Genomic DNA, 15,922 nt, shown 5'->3' on the forward strand with positions numbered 1-15,922 from the left:
GCGTGGCCGAGCGCGCACGGCGGGGCGAGAGGTCGAACGGGGCCGCCAGCGACCGCCCGGAGCCCTTTCCCAGCTACGAGGAGCTCGCCTCCGACCTCCTCGAGGCCCTCGACGAGGCGGGGCTGTCGATCGAGGACGTCCGCCACGAGCTCGAGCCCGGCGCCGGCGAGCGCCGCTTCGAGTGCACCGTCCGGCTGCAGCCGAGCGAGCCGCCCTCCCGCTACCACGCCCATCTCAGCTTCGTCTGGGACGCGCTGATGACCTACGTCGCCGCCTACGGGCCGGGGGCCGACTGCGACCTCTACCACGACGACGAGGAGCAGGAGGACTGTCCCCACCGGCGGCTCCAGCCCCAGCCCTTCGTCGAGATCGAGGCCGAGTTCGTGCTCGGCGACGGCGGCTATGAGCTCCAGGAGCTGGGTGAGGTGGCGGGCTGGCTCGACACCGTGCAGACGCTGCTCGGCAAGGCCTTCCCCACCGACGACCGCCCCAGCGTCCACGTCGGCCTCGCCGCCCTCGGCGGCTCGGTGCTGGTCGAGAAGCTGACCGCCGAGCACTCCTGGCTCATCGACTTCGACGAGCCCCCCGACTTCACCTCGATGGCGGCGCAGGTGATGGCGGCGCTGCGGCTCGTCCCTCAGCTGGCAGACCGGCTGCCGATGTAGCCCACTTCCCGGCGCGCTCCACCAGGAGCCAGCCGTCGGGGTGGCGGAGGTCGGGGTCGAGCTCGGCGAGCAGGGCGCAGAAGAAGGGACGGTTGCCGAGCTCGGGGTGGGGGACGCACATCCCCGGGTGGTCGGCGGCCACCTCGCCACGCTCGCCGAGCAGGAGGACGTCGGCGTCGGCGCGGCGCGGACCCCAGTGGTAGGTGGGGCGCCGCCCCGCCGCCCGCTGGGCGCGCTCACAGTGCCCCAGCCACTCCGCCGGCGCCAGCGGGACGTCGGAGCGCAGCCGCACCACCTGGTTGTGGAAGTCGGGCTGGCGCCGGACGCCGACCGCGCGGGTGAGCAGCACGCTCGAGGCGGCCTCGAGGTGGACCGGCGGGCTCGCCAGCCCCGCCCGCAGCGCCCGGAGAGCCGCGGTGCGGTTGCCCAGGTTGGCGCCGAGGGAGACCCAGGCCACCGCGGTGCCGCCCGGGGTCACCCGGTGGGCCCGGGCCGGGGCAGCGCGAGGATCTCCTCGGGGGTGCCGCGGAGCACCGCGTCGGCGACCCGGAGCGCCCGGGCCACCTCGGCGACGTCGTGGACCCGCACCAGGTCGGCGCCGTTGGCGGCGGCGAGCACGCAGAGCGCCAGGGTGCCCTCGAGCCGCTGCTCGGGTGGCGCCCCGCCGAGGAGGGCGCCGATCGTCGACTTCCGCGACGGTCCCACCAGCAGGGGGCGGTCGAGGGAGCGGAGCTCGCCGAGCCGGCGGAGCAGCTCGAGGTTGTGGGCCGCGGTCTTGCCGAAGCCGAGGCCGGGGTCGACGATGACCCGCTCGCGCTCGATCCCCGCGGCCTCGGCGATGGCGAGGCACTCGTGGAGACCGGCGCAGACCTCCTCGACGACGTCGGCGTACTCGGGGTCGGCCTGGTTGTGCATCACCACCACCGCGGCCCCGGCGGCGGCGACCACCGCCGCCATGCCGGGGTCGCGGCGCAGGCCCCAGACGTCGTTGACGATCACCGCCCCGGCCTCGAGCGCGGCCCCGGCGACCGCGGCCTTCCGGGTGTCGACGCTCACCGGCACCTCGAGGCGGGCGGCCAGCTCGCGCACCACCGGCACCACCCGGGCGATCTCCGCCTCCTCGGGCACCGGGTTGCTGCCGGGCCGGGTGCTCTCGCCGCCGACGTCGACGATGTCCGCGCCGGCGGCGGCGAGGGCGAGGCCGCGGGCGACGGCGTCGTCCGGGTCGGCGCCGGTGCCGTCGCCGCTGAAGGAGTCGGGGGTGGCGTTGACGATCCCCATCACCAGGGTCCGGCGGTCGAAGCGGAGCACGTGGCCGCCGGCGGCGACCGGGGCCGGCCGGCTGCCGCGCCCGGCGAGGGCGGCCTGGAGGGCGGCGCCGAGCACCTCGGTGCGCCGTCCCCACTCCACCAGCCGCGAGGGCAGGTCGCCGAAGGCACTGAGCGGGCCGAGCAGCAGCGCGCGGTCGCCCGGCGCCGAGGTCAGCGCCTCGCCGCCGAGGCGGCGGAGCTCGCGGACCAGCACCCGGCACTCGTCGGGGGCCAGGCCGCTCACCGCGATCGCCTCGGCTCGGCCGTGCCGGGCCAGCGCCGGCAGCGCCGCGGGACCGCCGCCGAGCGCGAGCACCGCGTCGCGCAGCGCCGACTCCGGCCCCGGGGTCAGGGGGCGGACGTTGTAGCGCCCCAGCTCGGCCTCGCTCGGGGTGGTCATCGCTCCAGGTCGGGCGTGGCTCCGCGCGGGACGAACGGCTCGTCGGGCGGCTGCACCAGTCCGGCGGATCTCTTCGGCACCATCACCCGCCGCCGGAAGAAGCAGACCAGCTCACCGCGCTGGTTGTAGGCACGGGTCTCCACGGTCACCACCCCCCGGTCGGAGCGCGACTGCGACTCGCGCATCGCCACCACGGTGGACTCGGCGTAGATGGTGTCGCCGTGGAAGGTGGGGTTCTCGTGCTTGAGCGTCTCCACCTCGAGGTTGGCGATCGCCTTCCCGCTGACGTCCGCGACGCTCATCCCCAGCGCCAGGCTGTACACGAGGTTGCCGACCACCACGTTGCGCTTGAAGTGCGTCGACGTCTCCGCGTAGTGGGCGTCGATGTGGAGAGGATGGTGGTTCATGGTGATCATGCAGAAGAGGTGGTCGTCCGCCTCCGTGATCGTCTTGCCGGGCCAGTGCCGGTAGGTGGCGCCGACCTCGAACTCCTCGTAGTACCTGCCGAACTGCACGGGGATGGACCTCCGGGTGGGTGGAGGCCGCCAACTGTAGCGGGAGGGTGCGGGCTCGCCGCTCAGCCCGCGCCGGGCAGCCGCACGATGAACACCGAGCCCACCCCGGGGCTGCTCTCCACCTCGATGCTGCCGCCGTGCGCCTCCACGGTGTGGCGGGCGATCGCCAGGCCCAGGCCGGTGCCCTCGCCGTCGCGGCCGCGGGAGCGGTCGGTCTTGTAGAAGCGCTCGAAGACCCGCCCCAGCTCCTCGGGTGCGATGCCGCAGCCGGTGTCGGCGACGCGCAGCTCGACCAGCTCCCGGCCGCGGTGGTGGCGGCCCCGGGCGGAGAGGGTGATGACCCCGCCCTCGGGGGTGAACTTGATGGCGTTGTGGACCAGGTTGCGGACCACCTGGCCGAGGCGGCTGGGGTCGCCGAGCACCGCGGGGGTGCCGGGCTCGACCTGGTGGCGCAGCTCCTGGCGGCGCTCGTCGGCGAGCGGGCGCAGCCGCTCGGCGGCGGCCACCAGGTCCTCCACCGGGGTCGGCACCGGTCGCAGCGGCAGCCGGCCGGACTCGATGGTGCTCAGCTCGATGAGCTCGGCCACCATCTGGGCCATGTGGGCGGTCTCCAGGCCGATCTTGCTGACGAACTCGCCGGCGACGCTGGTGTCGTCGAGGGCGCCGCCGAGCAAGGTCTCGACCAGCAGCTGGATGGCGGTGACCGGGGTGCGGAGCTCGTGGGAGACGTTGGCGACGAAGTCGCGGCGCACCCTCTCGAGGCGGCGGAGCCGGGTCTCGTCGCGGAGCAGGATGGCGACCTCCACCGGCTGGGCCACCGCCTCGCCGATCGGCAGGGCGCGGACCACCAGGTGGCGGGAGGCGGCGGGGTCGTCGAGCTCGCGGACCACCTCGCCGGCGCCGCCCAGGCACGAGGTCAGCATCAGCGGGATCCGGTAGTCGCGGACGCTGTCCTCCAGCCGCAGCCCCTCCACCTCGTCGGGGAGGTCGAGCAGCACCCGGGCCGCGGGGTTGGCGAAGCGCAGGCGGTGGTCGGCGCCGACCACCACCAGGCCTTCCTCGAGCCGCAGCGCGACGATCTCGAAGAGCCGGACGGGCAGGGCCGAGGGGCCCTGCGCCCCCGTGTCAGGCGACATGGTGGGGGGAGTATATGCGGCCATCCGTCCGGTGGCGGAAGGCTGCTTAAGGACCTGTTAATATGTGGACAACCCACCCGACGCTGTACCTCCCGCAGCATGAGGAAGAGGGCGGATCCGGCGCCGAAGGGGGACACTGGGATGAGCGCCAAACGCATCCTCGTCGTCGAGGACGAGGAGAACATCCGCGACACGCTGCGCTACAACCTGGTCAAGGAGGGCTACCGGGTCGACGAGGCTCGCACCGGGCCGGAGGCGCTCACCGAGGCGCGCCGGGTGCGCCCCGACCTCATCCTCCTCGACCTCATGCTCCCCGAGCTGAGCGGGCTCGAGGTCTGCCGGATCCTCCGCCAGGAGATGACCACCCCGATCATCGTGCTCACCGCCAAGGGCGCGGAGGTCGACAAGGTGGTGGGTCTGAGCATCGGCGCCGACGACTACGTCACCAAGCCGTTCTCGCTCAGCGAGCTGATGGCCAGGATCACCGCCATCCTCCGACGCGTCGAGCTCAGCCGGGGCAGCGCCGTCGCCGCCACCGAGGTCGAGGAGCTGGGCGGCTTCACCCTCGACCGCGGCGCCCGGATCGTGCGCATGAACGCCGAGGAGGTGCGGCTGGCGCCCAAGGAGTTCGACCTCCTCTCCTACCTCCTCGCCCATCCCGGCCGGGTGCAGTCTCGGGAGCGGCTCATCCAGGCGGTCTGGGGCAGCAACTTCTTCGGCGACCGGAAGACCGTCGACGTCCACGTGCGCTGGCTGCGCGAGAAGTTCGAGGGCTTCGCCGCCCTGCCCTTCCGCATCACCACCGTGTTCGGTGTCGGCTACCGCCTCGACCGGCTCGAGGACGCCGCCACCCCCGAGCCCGCGCCTGCGGCGAAGCGATGAGCGAGGCCCCGCCCGAGGTCCGGGCGGCGGGCGCCGTGGTCTGGCGGCGCGGGCCCGGCGGCCACCGCCGCTGGGCGATCATCCACCGCCCCCGGTACGACGACTGGAGCCTGCCCAAGGGCAAGCTCGAGGAGGGGGAGAGCCTCGAGGAGGCGGCGGTGCGCGAGGTCAGGGAGGAGACCGGGTTGAGCGGTCGCCTCGGCCCCCACGTCGGCACCACCCGCTACCTCGACGGTCGTGGCCGCACCAAGACCGCCGACTACTGGCTGATGGAGGCGCTCGACGGCACCGACGGCTTCGAGCCCAACGCCGAGGTCGACGAGCTGCGCTGGCTCGACTCCGCCGAGGCGGCGGCGATGCTCAGCAACGACCACGACCGCGAGATCCTCGCCCGGGCCGCCGCCGACCCGCTGTCGCGCTGATCATCGGGGGATCGTGACCGGCGTGTCACCGGATACGCGCCCGCCTCCTGCGACAGTTCGACTGCGTCCCAGGTCCGCCGCCCGGCACGGACCGAACGATGAGAGAGGAGGTTGCCACCGTGATGATCCGTCGCGCCGCGTCGTGGATGGGCGAGACCGCAGTGGCCATGCTCCTCGCCCTCTGCGTCATCGCCGTGAGCATGCCCGTGACCACCGTCGAGGCTGCCCTGCGCTGAGAGCGCCCTAGCTCCTGGCCCGCTCCAGGAGGCGCTTGGCGATGATGATCCGCTGGATCTCGTTGGTGCCCTCGCCGATGCACAGCAGCGGCGCGTCGCGGTAGAGCTGCTCGATCTCGAACTCGCGGCTGAAGCCGTAGCCGCCGTGGATGCGCATCGCCTCGTTGACCGCCTCCATGCAGGTCTCGGTGGCGAAGAGCTTTGCCATCCCCGACTCGAGGTCGGTGCGCTCGCCGCGGTCCTTGGTGCGGGCGGCCTTCTGGGTGAGCAGCCGGGCGGCCTCGATCTTGGTCGCCATGTCGGCGAGCTTGAACTGGATCGCCTGGTGCTCGGCGATGGGCTTGCCGAAGGTCTGCCGCTCCTGGGCGTAGGCGAGGGCGAGCTCGAAGGCGCGCTGGGCGACCCCGACACCGCGGGCGGCGACGTTGATGCGGCCCACCTCGATCGCGGCCATCATCTGCTGGAAGCCGCGGCCCTCGACGCCGCCGAGGAGGTTGGCCTCGGGCTGCCGGTTGGCCTCGAAGACCAGCTCGGTGGTCTCCACGCCCTTGTAGCCGAGCTTGTGGATGTGCTTGCTGGCGCTGAGACCCGGGTACTTCTTCTCGGCGAGGATGCAGGCCATCCCCCTGTGTGCCGGCCTGGCGCTGGGATCGGTCTTCACCAGGGTGGCGACGACGGTGGAACGCTCGCCGTTGGTGACCCACATCTTGGTGCCGTCGATCACGTATTCGCCGTTGTCGCGCACCGCACGGGTGCGGATCGCCTGCACGTCCGAGCCGCAGTTGGGCTCGCTCATCGAGAAGGCGGCGTGGTACTCGCCGGTGGCCATCCTCGGGAGGAAGCGCTGCTTCTGGTCGTCGGTGCCGAACTGCTGGAGCAGGAAGGCGACGATGAAGTGGGTGTTGATCACCCCGGTGATCGACATCCAGCCGCGCGCGATCTCCTCGCAGACCCGCGCATAGGTCTCCATGTTCAGGCCGGCGCCGCCCCACGCCTCGTCGATCGCGAACCCGAAGAAGCCGAGCTCCTTCATCTTGGCGACGATCGCCTCGGGGTAGGTGTCGTCGTACTCGAGCCTGTGGGCCACCGGGATGATCTCGCGCTCGACGAAGTCGCGGACCAGGGCGATGACATCGCGCTGCTCGGTGGTGAGTCCGTCCAGGGTGCTCGCCATGTGGCTCCTCAACTCCCCTCAGCCGGCCGCGGCGGCCTGCCGGGGCTCGAGACCGGCCGCACGTCCACGCAGGTAGAACTGCGTCGCCATCTTGCGCGACGCCTCGTCGATCATCTCGTCGCCGAGCATCACCGCGCCCCTGCGCTCGACCTCGGTGGCGTGCCGGTAGGCGTCGAGGATGCCGGCGGCGCGCTCGAACTGCTCCTGGCTCGGGGTGAACGCGGCGTTGCAGGCGTCGATCTGGCCGGGGTGGAGCACCCACTTGCCGTCGTAGCCGAGCGTCGCTGCCCGGCGGGCCGCGCGGGTGTAGCCCTCGACGTCGCGGATCGCCAGGTAGGGGCCGTCGATCACCTGGATGCCGGCGGCCCGAGCCGAGACGGCCAGCTTGAAGAGCACGTAGTGGAAGGCGTCGCCGGGGTAGTCGGGCGAGCCGTTGGCCACGGTCAGCGAGGGCAGCTGCATCGCCGCCGAGAAGTCGGCGGGACCGTAGGTGAGGGTCTCCAGCCGAGGGCTCGAGAAGGCGATCGCGTCGGAGTTCATCAGGCCCTGGGCGTCCTCGACCTGCGCCTCGATGCCGATCCTCCCCGGCTCCAGCTCGAACTCCTGCTCGAGCTGGGTGAGGGCGCGGTCGACGAAGGCGATGTCGCCGGCGTTCTGCACCTTGGGGACCATGATGCAGTCGAGCACCGAGCCCGCCCCGCGGATCACCTCGAGCAGGTCGAGGAAGGCGTAGCGGCTGCCCACCTGGTTGATCCGCACCACCCGGGTCTTGGTGCCCCAGTCGTGGGCGGTGAGCGCCTCGACGATCTTTGCCCGGGCCCCGGGCTTCTCCAGCGGGGCGCAGGCGTCCTCGAGGTCGAGGAACACCTCGTCGGCGGCGCTGGACGCGGCCTTCTCCATCATCCTCGGGTTGCTGCCGGGACAGGCCAGAACCGACCGGCGAAGGCGCTGGGGCATGGACGCGGACCTCCTCGCCCCCGGGGCCAGAGGGCGGGGGCGCGCTGGACGGCTCCGTGCGGCCGTCCCGGACATTCTAACGAGGCACTCTGAAATGACGCGTTGCGTCAGACGATTGTCGCCACCGGCGGCGGGTCAGTCCTCGCTGCGCGGGCGCGGCGGTGAGGGCGGGCGGTCGTCGGGTGGCGTGCCCGCGTCGTCCGGGGGCGTCCGGCCGCCGAAGCCGGGGAAGCCCGGGAACCCGGGGAAGCCGCCCATGCTCCCGAAGAGCTGCTGCAGGTGCTCGGGACCGCCGAGGTCCTCCTGCACCCGCTCGACCAGCTGGCCGAGCAGCTCGTGGAGGCGGGGGTCGTCGACCAGCTTCTCCTGGATGCCTCCGAGCTGGGTCATCAGGTCCTTGACCGCCGCCTCCTGCGCGACCTGCATCAGCACCGGCTGCGAGGCCGCGGCCGCCACCATCTGGGACTGCTCGCGGAGCACCTCGAAGCCGCGGCAGGCGAGGCACTCGCCGCTGTGGTTGCAGCGGCAGAGCGAGGTCTTCAGCCGGTCGAGCTCCCGATGGAGGCCGCTGAGGTCGAGCGACGGCGGCTGCGCGTCCACACCGCCAGTATGGCACCGTCTCGCCGCCGCGGCCGGCGGAGGTCCGCCTCAGCCCAGGAAGGAGAAGTGGGTGAACTGCGCGACCAGGGCGCCGAGCAGGACCGGGAAGGTGACCAGCACCAGCCGGTCGACCCAGGGCCGGCGGCCGGCGCGGGCGAGGAGCACGAACACCGGGAAGACGGTGAGCAGGTAGCGGGCGCTGCTCTCCTGCGGGGTGACCAGCGACTCGCGGCAGACGATGGGGAGCGCGCTCACCACCGCGTAGGCGAGGTAGGAGGCGGGCACCCGGCCCCACATCAGCGGGATCGAGATCACCAGCGCCAGCGAGCCCACCAGGTTGAGCACCTCCTCGGGGTGGCCGCCGTCGAGGACGGTGCGCAGGCTGTCGTGGAGCGCGGTCCAGGGCGCCACCGAGTGGTTCCCCCAGACCTCGCGCTGGAGGCTGAGCACCCCGCCGTCGACGCCGAGGCGCAGCCGGATGTAGAGGTCCCACCCGGCGATGGCGATCAGCGGCAGGAGTGCGAAGAGATGCGCCACCCGGAGCGGCGAGAGGCCGTCCGCCCGGCGCCGGCGGGCGTCGGCGACGACCTCGACGAGCAGGGGGGCGACCAGCAGCGCCCCGGTCGGGCGGCAGAGGGCGGCGAGCGCCGCCAGCCCCCCGGCCCCCGCCATCCGGCCGCGCCGGGCGGCGAGGATCGAGGTGGTGGCGAGCAGGAGGAAGAGCGACTCGGTGAAGGCGGCGAGCAGGAAGAAGGCCACCGGGGCGACGGCGAGATAGAGGATGGTGCGGTCGGCGGTGCCGCGGTCGAGGTCGCCGGCGACGAGGTGGTGGAGCACCACCAGGGCGGCGACGAGGGCGGCGGTGCTGAGCAGCAGCCCGGCGAGGGCGGGGTTGCCCCCGACCAGGGGGGAGAGCACGTGGACGGCGCCGGGGAAGAGGGGGAAGAAGGCGGCGTCGGGGTCGCCGTGGCCGTAGCCGCTGCGGGCGATGTGCTCGTACCAGAGGGCATCCCAGCGCTGCCAGGGTCCCACCCACGGCCAGAGCCGCGAGCCCTGGGGGGTGAGCAGCTCGAGGTGGTCCCCGCCCACGCCGGTGATCGGGTCGACGATCACCGAGCCCCAGGCGATCAGGCCGAGGGCGACGCGCAGGCCGAGGACGATGGCGAGGGCCTGGCGCAGCGCCGGGTCGCCCAGCCCAGCCCGGACCCGGGTCAGCCCCCGGACCACGTTCGGAAGGGATAGAGCGCCTCGAACCAGTAGCCGAGGATGCAGGCGTAGCCGGCCAGCACCGCCCGGGGCAGGCTCGGGTGGGAGAGCAGGCGCGCCACCGCCAGGTAGACGGCGGGGAGCACGATCACCATGTAGTAGAGGTAGCTGATCCGGTTGCCGAAGGAGCCGAGCGGCGCCGCCGCGACCACGAAGGGGATGAAGGTCCCCAGGAACCAGGCGACGGCGAGCAGCGAGAGGTCGTCGCGGTCGCGACGGGCGGTGTGCACCGCGAGGAAGAGGGCGGGCAGCGTGAGCAGGATGATCGCCGGGTTCATCAGCCCCTGGAAGGCCACCACCGGGTGGGTGGCGGTCACCTTGCCGTCGCTGAGGACGTTGGTGTTCACCGTGTAGTAGTTGATCGGCTCCTGGTTGAGCAGCCACTGCCAGGGGTAGGAGGCGATGCCCTCGGGGCCGTGGGGGCTGGTGAGCTTGGCGGCGTAGTCGAACATCGCTCGGGTGTGCACCAGGGGGTTGTGGTACGCCGACCAGAAGTGGTCGAGGCCGTAGAGCACGCCGAGGTAGACGAGCATCGCCACCGCAGCGCAGGTGGCCAGCGGGGCCAGCCGCTCGACCGCCCGGCGGCGCAGCGAGAGATCCGTCCCGCGGGTGCGCAGCAGCACCCGGCCGGCCTCGAGCAGGGCGAGGGCGATCAGCGCGTAGGGGGCGACCAGCTTCACGCAGCCCCCCAGGCCGAGCAGGGCGCCGGCGAGCACCGGGCGGTCGCGGAGGTAGAGGGCGGCGGCGGCGAGCATGAAGACGACCACGAACACGTCCAGGGTCGCGATCCGCCCGTGCACCAGCGAGAGGTTGTCGGCGGCCATCAGCCCGGCCGCGCCCAGCGCCAGCCAGGCGCCGCCGCCGGCGGCCCGGACCACCCAGAACATGGCGAGGATGGCCAGGCAGCCGAAGATCAGCGGGAGGATCCGCCAGCCCAGCGCCCCATCGCCGAAGACGCGCATCCCCAGGGCGATGAGCAGCTTGCCCAGCGGGGGATGCTCCTGGTTGGGGTCGAGACCGGCGGGCGAGCCCGCGTAGTGGTCGCCGCCGGGGACGTGGAACCCGAGGATCACCCGGGCGGCGTTGACGTAGTAGGCCTCGTCGAAGATCAGCGCCCTGGAGGGGTGGTCGAGCCACCAGGCCCGCGCGCCGAGCGAGAGCAGCGAGACCAGCGCCAGCAGCGCGAACGGCGCGCGGGGGCTGGCGAGGAGGGTCGCGCCTCGAGCCCACGAGCGCCGGGCGAGGGAGGCGGGGGCGGGCACGGTCGCGGTCTCCGGCGTGGCGCGGCTCCTTCTGGGATCGGGCGACCGGGGATGGTAGCGAGGCCGCCGCTGGTGAGTTCGTGGCGAGTGAAAGATTGATGGGAACTCCGCGTTACATGAGCGCCGGGTCCGCGAAGCCCCCGTCCCGTTGGGAGCGTTGGTAGCACGGGGGGGCCTCACGGCATCGGTGGAAGGGTGCAGGCCGGCGGGACTGCTGCAGCAACCGTTGCGTGCCCGAGAGAGGCCGCACAGCGAGGTGACGTCCCAGTGGTCCGACCGACTGTTTCTCCCATCCAGGCGCGCGTGCTCGGCGTCGTTCTCGGCGTGTCCGGGTTCGCGTTCGCATCCGTCTCCGGGTTCGCCGCAAGCCACGTCTCGGCGGACACCAAGATCGCTGACAACAAGGTCTGGGTGACCGCCGACGGGTCCGACAAGGGCCCCGCCGCCGGTGACTTCGTCCGGGTCATCAGCGACTGCAAGGACGTCCTCGTGTGGGGGAACGACCTCCACAACAAGAGCGGCGACTTCACCGTCTACTTCGACGATCACAACGGCAAGGACAAGCAGGTCGAGGAGATGACCTGGAAGTACGACAAGGGCGGCAAGGACAAGCAGGTCATCGCCACCATCGACGCCAGGGAGCTGATCAGCGACCTCAAGGACAAGGGCTTCTCCGCCCAGGACAACGGCTGGCACATCGACCTGAAGTTCTCGGACCCCGACCGCCAGGTCGAGTTCATCCTCGAGAACTCGTGCAAGTCCGACAACGGGGGCGGCAGCAGCTCGACCCCGACCCCGGTCACCCAGCAGCAGGTTCCCCCGCCCGTGGTGAAGGGGACCACCACCCAGGCCCCGAAGGCCGCCGCCGTGGTCCCGCAGACCGGCGCGGACGCGCCCTTCCTCGGCGGCATGGCGCTGATGTCGATCGGTGGCGCCGCTCTCGGCTTCGCCCGGAAGCTGGGACGTCGCGAGGGCCGCTAGCCCCGGGAATCGACCAACCAACCAAGACGTGACACAAGGAGGGCCGTCCCGGCCGGATCGGGGCGGCCCTTCTTCTGTACCAGGGGAGGCTCGAGCCTCACCGTCGGGAGCATCGCCATGGACTTGTCACGGTTGGGACCACCACGCGGCGGGTCGTTTCAGATATAGTCCTTTCCGGCGATAGGATTCGTGCGCAGCTCCGGGTGGACGCCTGCGTCGCCCGCCGCCGTGCGCCGGTCGTGAGGCCGCCGCGTGCGTACGAAGACCTCGCCAGAGCACTTGCGCCGGTGCGATGCACGCATGGACGGCGCTCTCGAGGTTGACCTCCCCTGATCGCTCCCGACCTCGCCATCGACAGGCTGCATCTCCTCGTGCCCGATGGCAGTGACGCCATGGTGATCCTCTCGACCCTGGCGAACGGCCACAGCGCCGACGGCGAGGATCCGCGCGCGGTCTTCGCCGAACGCCTCGGTGAGCTCGACCACCTCACCGTCTCCTTCACCGACGCCGAGCCGCCCCAGGTGCGGCTCGCCCTTCCCGACCTCACCCTCCAATGCGCCGTGCAGGCGGCGCCCGACGGGGTGCGCGAGCACCTCGCCCTCCGCGTCGACGCGGTCAAGCCCACCAGCGGCCATCCCGAGGGCGCCAAGGTGCTCACGATCACGGCGCGCCACCCCGTGGTCAGCGCCGACAACGGCACCGTCAGTGACACCTTCCGGCTGCTCGACTGGCGGGAGTCGAGCCGGCGCGCCGCGGTCTCGCCGCAGCTGTACGCCACCCTCAAGCTGGTCGACCGGCTGGAGGGCGCCGAGAAGCAGCGGGCGGCCACCCAGCGAACCCGGTTCACCGCCGCCCGCGAGTCGTGGCGCTGCCGCAACTGCCGGGCGCTCTGGCGGCCCGACGACCACGAGCGCTGCCCCTCCTGCGGGCGGGTCTTCACCGAGGCCGACCGCCGCCAGCCCGAGGTCGGCAAGGTCGAGTTCACCATCCCGCCGGAGGACCCGCTCAACCTGCAGGCCGACGCCGCGGTGCTGGTCGAGCCCGAGGACGAGCCGAACTTCGTCGGCCGGGTCAGTCGCATCGACCACCACCGCCGCATCGTGGAGGTGGTCTGCCGCACCTTCGAGCACGCCGGCACCGAGGGCTACATCACCCCCTCGTTCAACCGCGCCCTCTACCAGGCGAAGCGCAGCGTGCTCGCCGCCATCGCCACCAAGGACTACGGGGTCGGCCTGCTCGCCCAGCTGCTGGTGGCGCCGCGGACGCTGGCGCCGCCGCTGCCCGACGAGATCGACGGGGCGGGATGGCTGACCGACGGGATGATCCCCAACGCCCCCCAGAACCGCGCGGTCTCGCTGCTCTCGAACTGCAGCGCCGGCCAGTGCGTGTTCATCCAGGGGCCTCCGGGCACCGGCAAGACGACGGTCATCGTCGAGGCGGTGAAGCGCCGGCTGGCCACCGACCCGGAGCAGCGCATCCTGGTCACCTCGCACAGCAACCTGGCCGTCGACAACGCGCTGGAGCGGCTCGCCGGCACCCCGGGGATGCGCGCGGTGCGGGTGGCGCGCGCCGAGCGGGTGCACCCCACCGTCGACCAGTTCCGCTGCGACGACGAGGACGACCCCCGGCTGCTCACCGCCAACTGCTACTTCGCCACCTGCGCCACCGCGGCGACGTCGGGCATCACCGACATGAACTTCGACATCGTCATCCTCGACGAGGCCAACAAGGCGCGCGCCGACGAGGCGCTCCCGGCGCTGCGGCTGGGCTCGGCGGTGGCGATGGTCGGCGACCACAAGCAGCTGCCCCCGGTCGAGGACGATGCCCTCTACGGCATCGTCGAGACCGACCCGGCGCTCGAGGACCTGGTCAACCGCAGCCTCTTCGAGCAGTGCTGGGAGGGCGGCCTCGTCGACGACGCGAAGTGCCTGCTCACCGTCCAGCACCGCATGCACCCGGACATCTCCGCCTACGTCTCGAAGGCGTCGTACGACAACCAGCTCGAGGACGCGGCCGAGGTGCGCGCCTACTCGTTCGTCACCCGCAAGCCCTTCCCGGTGGCGCTGCACTTCGTCGACACCGAGGGGATGAAGGGCAGCAGCGAGCGCCGCGGCCCCGGCGGCGCGCTCCGCAACGAGGCCGAGGTGCGGATCGCCGCCCAGGTGGTGCGGCTGCTCGACGAGCGCTGCCCGCGCGACCTCAGCATGGCGGTGATCGCGATGTACGCCGAGCAGGTCGAGCGGCTCCGCCAGGCCCTGGGACGGCGCAAGTTCAAGCGGCCGGTGAAGATCGACACCGTCGACTCGTTCGAGGGGCGCGAGGAGGACCTGGTGGTCATCTCGCTGGTGCGGAGCAACGAGCGCGGCCGCATCGGGTTCCTGCGGGTGCCCAACCGCCTCAACGTCGCGATCTCGCGAGCCCGCCGGCTGGTCGCCTGCATCGGCGACAGCGCCACCCTCCGCGCCGGCGAGGAGTCGATGTACGGAGTGCTCGTCGAGGCCGCCCGCTCCACCGGCGGATGGCTCCCCGCCAGCGAGCTGGTGACCCCGACCAAGCGCACCCAGGCGCCGCGCCGCCGCCCCGCGGTGCCCCCCGTCGCCGCCGGGGGCGAGGGCGACGTCGAGACCCCGGGGCGTCCCGCCCGCCGGCGCCGCCGCCGTGGCGCCCGCCGTCCCGGCCAGCAGCAGCAGGTCACCGCGGCTCCGGGCACGGAGGAGCAGGCTGCCGCCGCCGCCGGCGGCCCCCCCGCGGCGAGCGAGGCCGGCGCCGACGGGACGCCGGCGCGCCGCCGCCGCCGCCGCCGCCGCGGCCGGGGCACCGGCACCGGCGCCGAGGCGCATCCCGAGGCCGCCGCCGCGGCCACCACCGAGGCGGACGGGGGTGGAGAGGTGCCCGAGGGGGGCGACGCCACCCGCGCCCGCCGCCGCCGTCGCCGCCGCCGCAGTGGGCGTGGCGGGGGCGCCGAGGGTGGCGCCGCGGCTCCGGCCGGGGCGGCGCCGGCGGCCGAGGCGCCCTCCGGGGGTGGGGGCGACTAGGGGCGATGCCCGTGGCCGCTCCGATCACCGTCTACGTCCGTGGCGGTGATCCCGACTCCGAGGCGGTGGTCGCGCACCTCCGCTCCCGGGGGCACCGCTTCACCACCCGTGACGTGCACAACGACCCCTCCGCCGCGGCGGTGCTCTTCGGCAAGCTCGGCCGGGTGGCGGTGCCCGCGGTCCAGGTGGGCGAGCGCATGCTGGTCGGCTACGACCCCGTCCAGCTCGCCCGCTTCCTCCCCTCCCAGCAGGCCGAGGAGCCCCCGGTCAGCTTCGGCGCGGCGGTGCGCTCGGTCCCCCCGGAGCTCGCCCGCGAGCGCGGCCTGGCCGCGGCGGGAGGCGTCGAGGTGGGCCGGGTGACCCCGGGCACGCCGGCCGCCGAGGCGGGGATCCGCCCCGGCGACGTGATCACCGGCGTGGGTGCCTACAGCCTGGCGGGTGGCGCCGATCAGTTCCGCGCCGCCGTCGCCGCCCGGAGGCCAGGCGACACCATGACCCTCACCGTCCGCAGGGACGGCGGCGACGTGGTGCTGCCCGTGGCCTTTCCCCGGGACGGCGGGGAGGACGGGGCCCCGGCCGGCTGACTACCAGCCGGGAGGCGGCTCCTTGCGGTTCAGGAGCCTCGCGAAGTCCTCCGCGCGGGCCAGCGCCTCCCAGCGCCGGTTGAAGAAGTCCTGGCAGATCATCCTGCCGTCCGCAAGGCTGGTCACCGTGACCGCCCACTGGTTGAGCGCGCGCGCCACCTCGACCTCGTGCGTCTCGGCCTCGTTGCGCAGCACCACACCACTCGGGGCGGGACGCCGTCCGCGTTCGTTGCGTCGTGGAGCGACCATAGCCATTGCGGTACCTCCTCCCGGAGCCGGTTCCAGGTCGGCCACAGCACCCCTCTCGCTGCGGGCCGGACACCGTGGGGTTGGGATCTTCCAGGGCGCGCGGCCGGCCGGGGCCGACCGCCAGCAGGTATCTTCGCCGATTCCGGCCCGAGAAAGAAGTGCCTTGTTCCCTCCCGACCGCTCGGTCAGACTCCGAGGTCGAGCTGGCCCGGTGGCGCCTCCAGGTCGGCGGCGGCGCTCGCCGCCCA

At 73.0% G+C, this 15,922-nt stretch carries 17 protein-coding genes; 7 read left to right on the forward strand and 10 right to left on the reverse strand.

The features are described from left to right. The first annotated feature begins 2 nt into the window (after positions 1-2). Positions 3-665, forward strand: coding sequence for a hypothetical protein (locus VGL20_11205; GenBank protein HEY2704247.1), 663 nt, complete (start codon positions 3-5; stop codon positions 663-665). On the opposite strand, the gene folK is transcribed toward VGL20_11205, so the two are convergent. From folK to VGL20_11225, 4 genes are all read right to left on the reverse strand, one after another. Continuing rightward, entirely contained in the window at positions 592-1,143 is a 552-nt protein-coding gene (gene folK / locus VGL20_11210) for a 2-amino-4-hydroxy-6-hydroxymethyldihydropteridine diphosphokinase (protein ID HEY2704248.1), read from the reverse strand. The two genes, VGL20_11205 and folK, sit on opposite strands and share 74 nt — an antisense overlap. Continuing rightward, positions 1,140-2,375 carry a dihydropteroate synthase gene (folP, locus tag VGL20_11215; protein ID HEY2704249.1) on the reverse strand — a complete coding sequence of 412 codons (1,236 nt, stop codon included), beginning with the start codon at positions 2,373-2,375 and terminating at the stop codon, positions 1,140-1,142. Before folP ends, folK begins: the two co-directional genes overlap by 4 nt. Further along, positions 2,372-2,890 carry a MaoC family dehydratase gene (locus VGL20_11220; GenBank protein ID HEY2704250.1) on the reverse strand — a complete coding sequence of 173 codons (519 nt, stop codon included), beginning with the start codon at positions 2,888-2,890 and terminating at the stop codon, positions 2,372-2,374. The genes folP and VGL20_11220 overlap by 4 nt, the downstream gene beginning before the upstream one ends. A 62-nt stretch (positions 2,891-2,952) precedes the next feature. After that, positions 2,953-4,026, reverse strand: coding sequence for an ATP-binding protein (locus tag VGL20_11225; protein HEY2704251.1), 1,074 nt, complete (start codon positions 4,024-4,026; stop codon positions 2,953-2,955). 141 nt (positions 4,027-4,167) lie between these two features. On the opposite strand from VGL20_11225, the gene VGL20_11230 reads away from it, so the two are divergent. The 3 genes from VGL20_11230 to VGL20_11240 all read left to right on the forward strand — a co-directional run bounded on the left by VGL20_11230 (position 4,168) and on the right by VGL20_11240 (position 5,566). Further along, positions 4,168-4,908: a response regulator transcription factor gene (locus VGL20_11230; GenBank protein HEY2704252.1), complete on the forward strand. Its 741-nt coding sequence runs from the start codon at positions 4,168-4,170 to the stop codon at positions 4,906-4,908. Further along, the gene (locus tag VGL20_11235) at positions 4,905-5,330 is read left to right on the forward strand and encodes an NUDIX hydrolase (protein ID HEY2704253.1); all 426 of its coding nucleotides are present in this window, start codon (positions 4,905-4,907) and stop codon (positions 5,328-5,330) included. The genes VGL20_11230 and VGL20_11235 overlap by 4 nt, the downstream gene beginning before the upstream one ends. A gap of 98 nt (positions 5,331-5,428) precedes the next feature. After that, a complete protein-coding gene (locus tag VGL20_11240; protein HEY2704254.1) occupies positions 5,429-5,566 on the forward strand; it encodes a hypothetical protein in 138 nt (45 codons plus the stop codon). Positions 5,567-5,573: 7 nt separating this feature from the next. Here VGL20_11240 and VGL20_11245 read toward each other — a convergent pair whose 3' ends face one another. From VGL20_11245 to VGL20_11265, 5 genes are all read right to left on the reverse strand, one after another. After that, on the reverse strand, positions 5,574-6,740 hold the full coding sequence (locus tag VGL20_11245; protein ID HEY2704255.1) for an acyl-CoA dehydrogenase family protein: 1,167 nt from the start codon (positions 6,738-6,740) through the stop codon (positions 5,574-5,576). An 18-nt stretch (positions 6,741-6,758) separates the two neighbouring features. Beyond that, complete coding sequence (locus VGL20_11250) at positions 6,759-7,697, reverse strand: CoA ester lyase (protein HEY2704256.1); 939 nt, start codon at positions 7,695-7,697, stop codon at positions 6,759-6,761. Positions 7,698-7,832: 135 nt separating this feature from the next. Next, positions 7,833-8,297 (reverse strand): hypothetical protein, encoded by a 465-nt coding sequence (locus tag VGL20_11255; protein HEY2704257.1) that lies wholly within the window; start codon positions 8,295-8,297, stop codon positions 7,833-7,835. A 48-nt stretch (positions 8,298-8,345) separates the two neighbouring features. Further along, positions 8,346-9,524, reverse strand: coding sequence for a mannosyltransferase family protein (locus VGL20_11260; protein HEY2704258.1), 1,179 nt, complete (start codon positions 9,522-9,524; stop codon positions 8,346-8,348). After that, positions 9,509-10,825, reverse strand: coding sequence for a phospholipid carrier-dependent glycosyltransferase (locus VGL20_11265; GenBank protein ID HEY2704259.1), 1,317 nt, complete (start codon positions 10,823-10,825; stop codon positions 9,509-9,511). Before VGL20_11265 ends, VGL20_11260 begins: the two co-directional genes overlap by 16 nt. Positions 10,826-11,149: 324 nt before the next feature. Here VGL20_11265 and VGL20_11270 point away from each other — a divergent pair, with 324 nt between their 5' ends. The 3 genes from VGL20_11270 (at position 11,150) to VGL20_11280 (ending at position 15,425) form a co-directional block, all read left to right on the forward strand. Further along, the gene (locus VGL20_11270) at positions 11,150-11,806 is read left to right on the forward strand and encodes a hypothetical protein (GenBank protein ID HEY2704260.1); all 657 of its coding nucleotides are present in this window, start codon (positions 11,150-11,152) and stop codon (positions 11,804-11,806) included. Between the two features lie 371 nt (positions 11,807-12,177). Continuing rightward, positions 12,178-14,841 (forward strand): DEAD/DEAH box helicase family protein, encoded by a 2,664-nt coding sequence (locus VGL20_11275; protein ID HEY2704261.1) that lies wholly within the window; start codon positions 12,178-12,180, stop codon positions 14,839-14,841. An 11-nt stretch (positions 14,842-14,852) separates the two neighbouring features. Further along, the gene (locus VGL20_11280) at positions 14,853-15,425 is read left to right on the forward strand and encodes a PDZ domain-containing protein (protein HEY2704262.1); all 573 of its coding nucleotides are present in this window, start codon (positions 14,853-14,855) and stop codon (positions 15,423-15,425) included. Here the strand turns inward: VGL20_11280 and VGL20_11285 are convergent, their stop codons facing one another. Beyond that, the gene (locus VGL20_11285) at positions 15,426-15,620 is read right to left on the reverse strand and encodes a hypothetical protein (GenBank protein ID HEY2704263.1); all 195 of its coding nucleotides are present in this window, start codon (positions 15,618-15,620) and stop codon (positions 15,426-15,428) included. Positions 15,621-15,922 lie beyond the last annotated feature (302 nt).

Source organism: Candidatus Dormiibacterota bacterium, from assembly GCA_036495095.1.
Classification (GTDB): domain Bacteria; phylum Chloroflexota; class Dormibacteria; order Aeolococcales; family Aeolococcaceae; genus CF-96.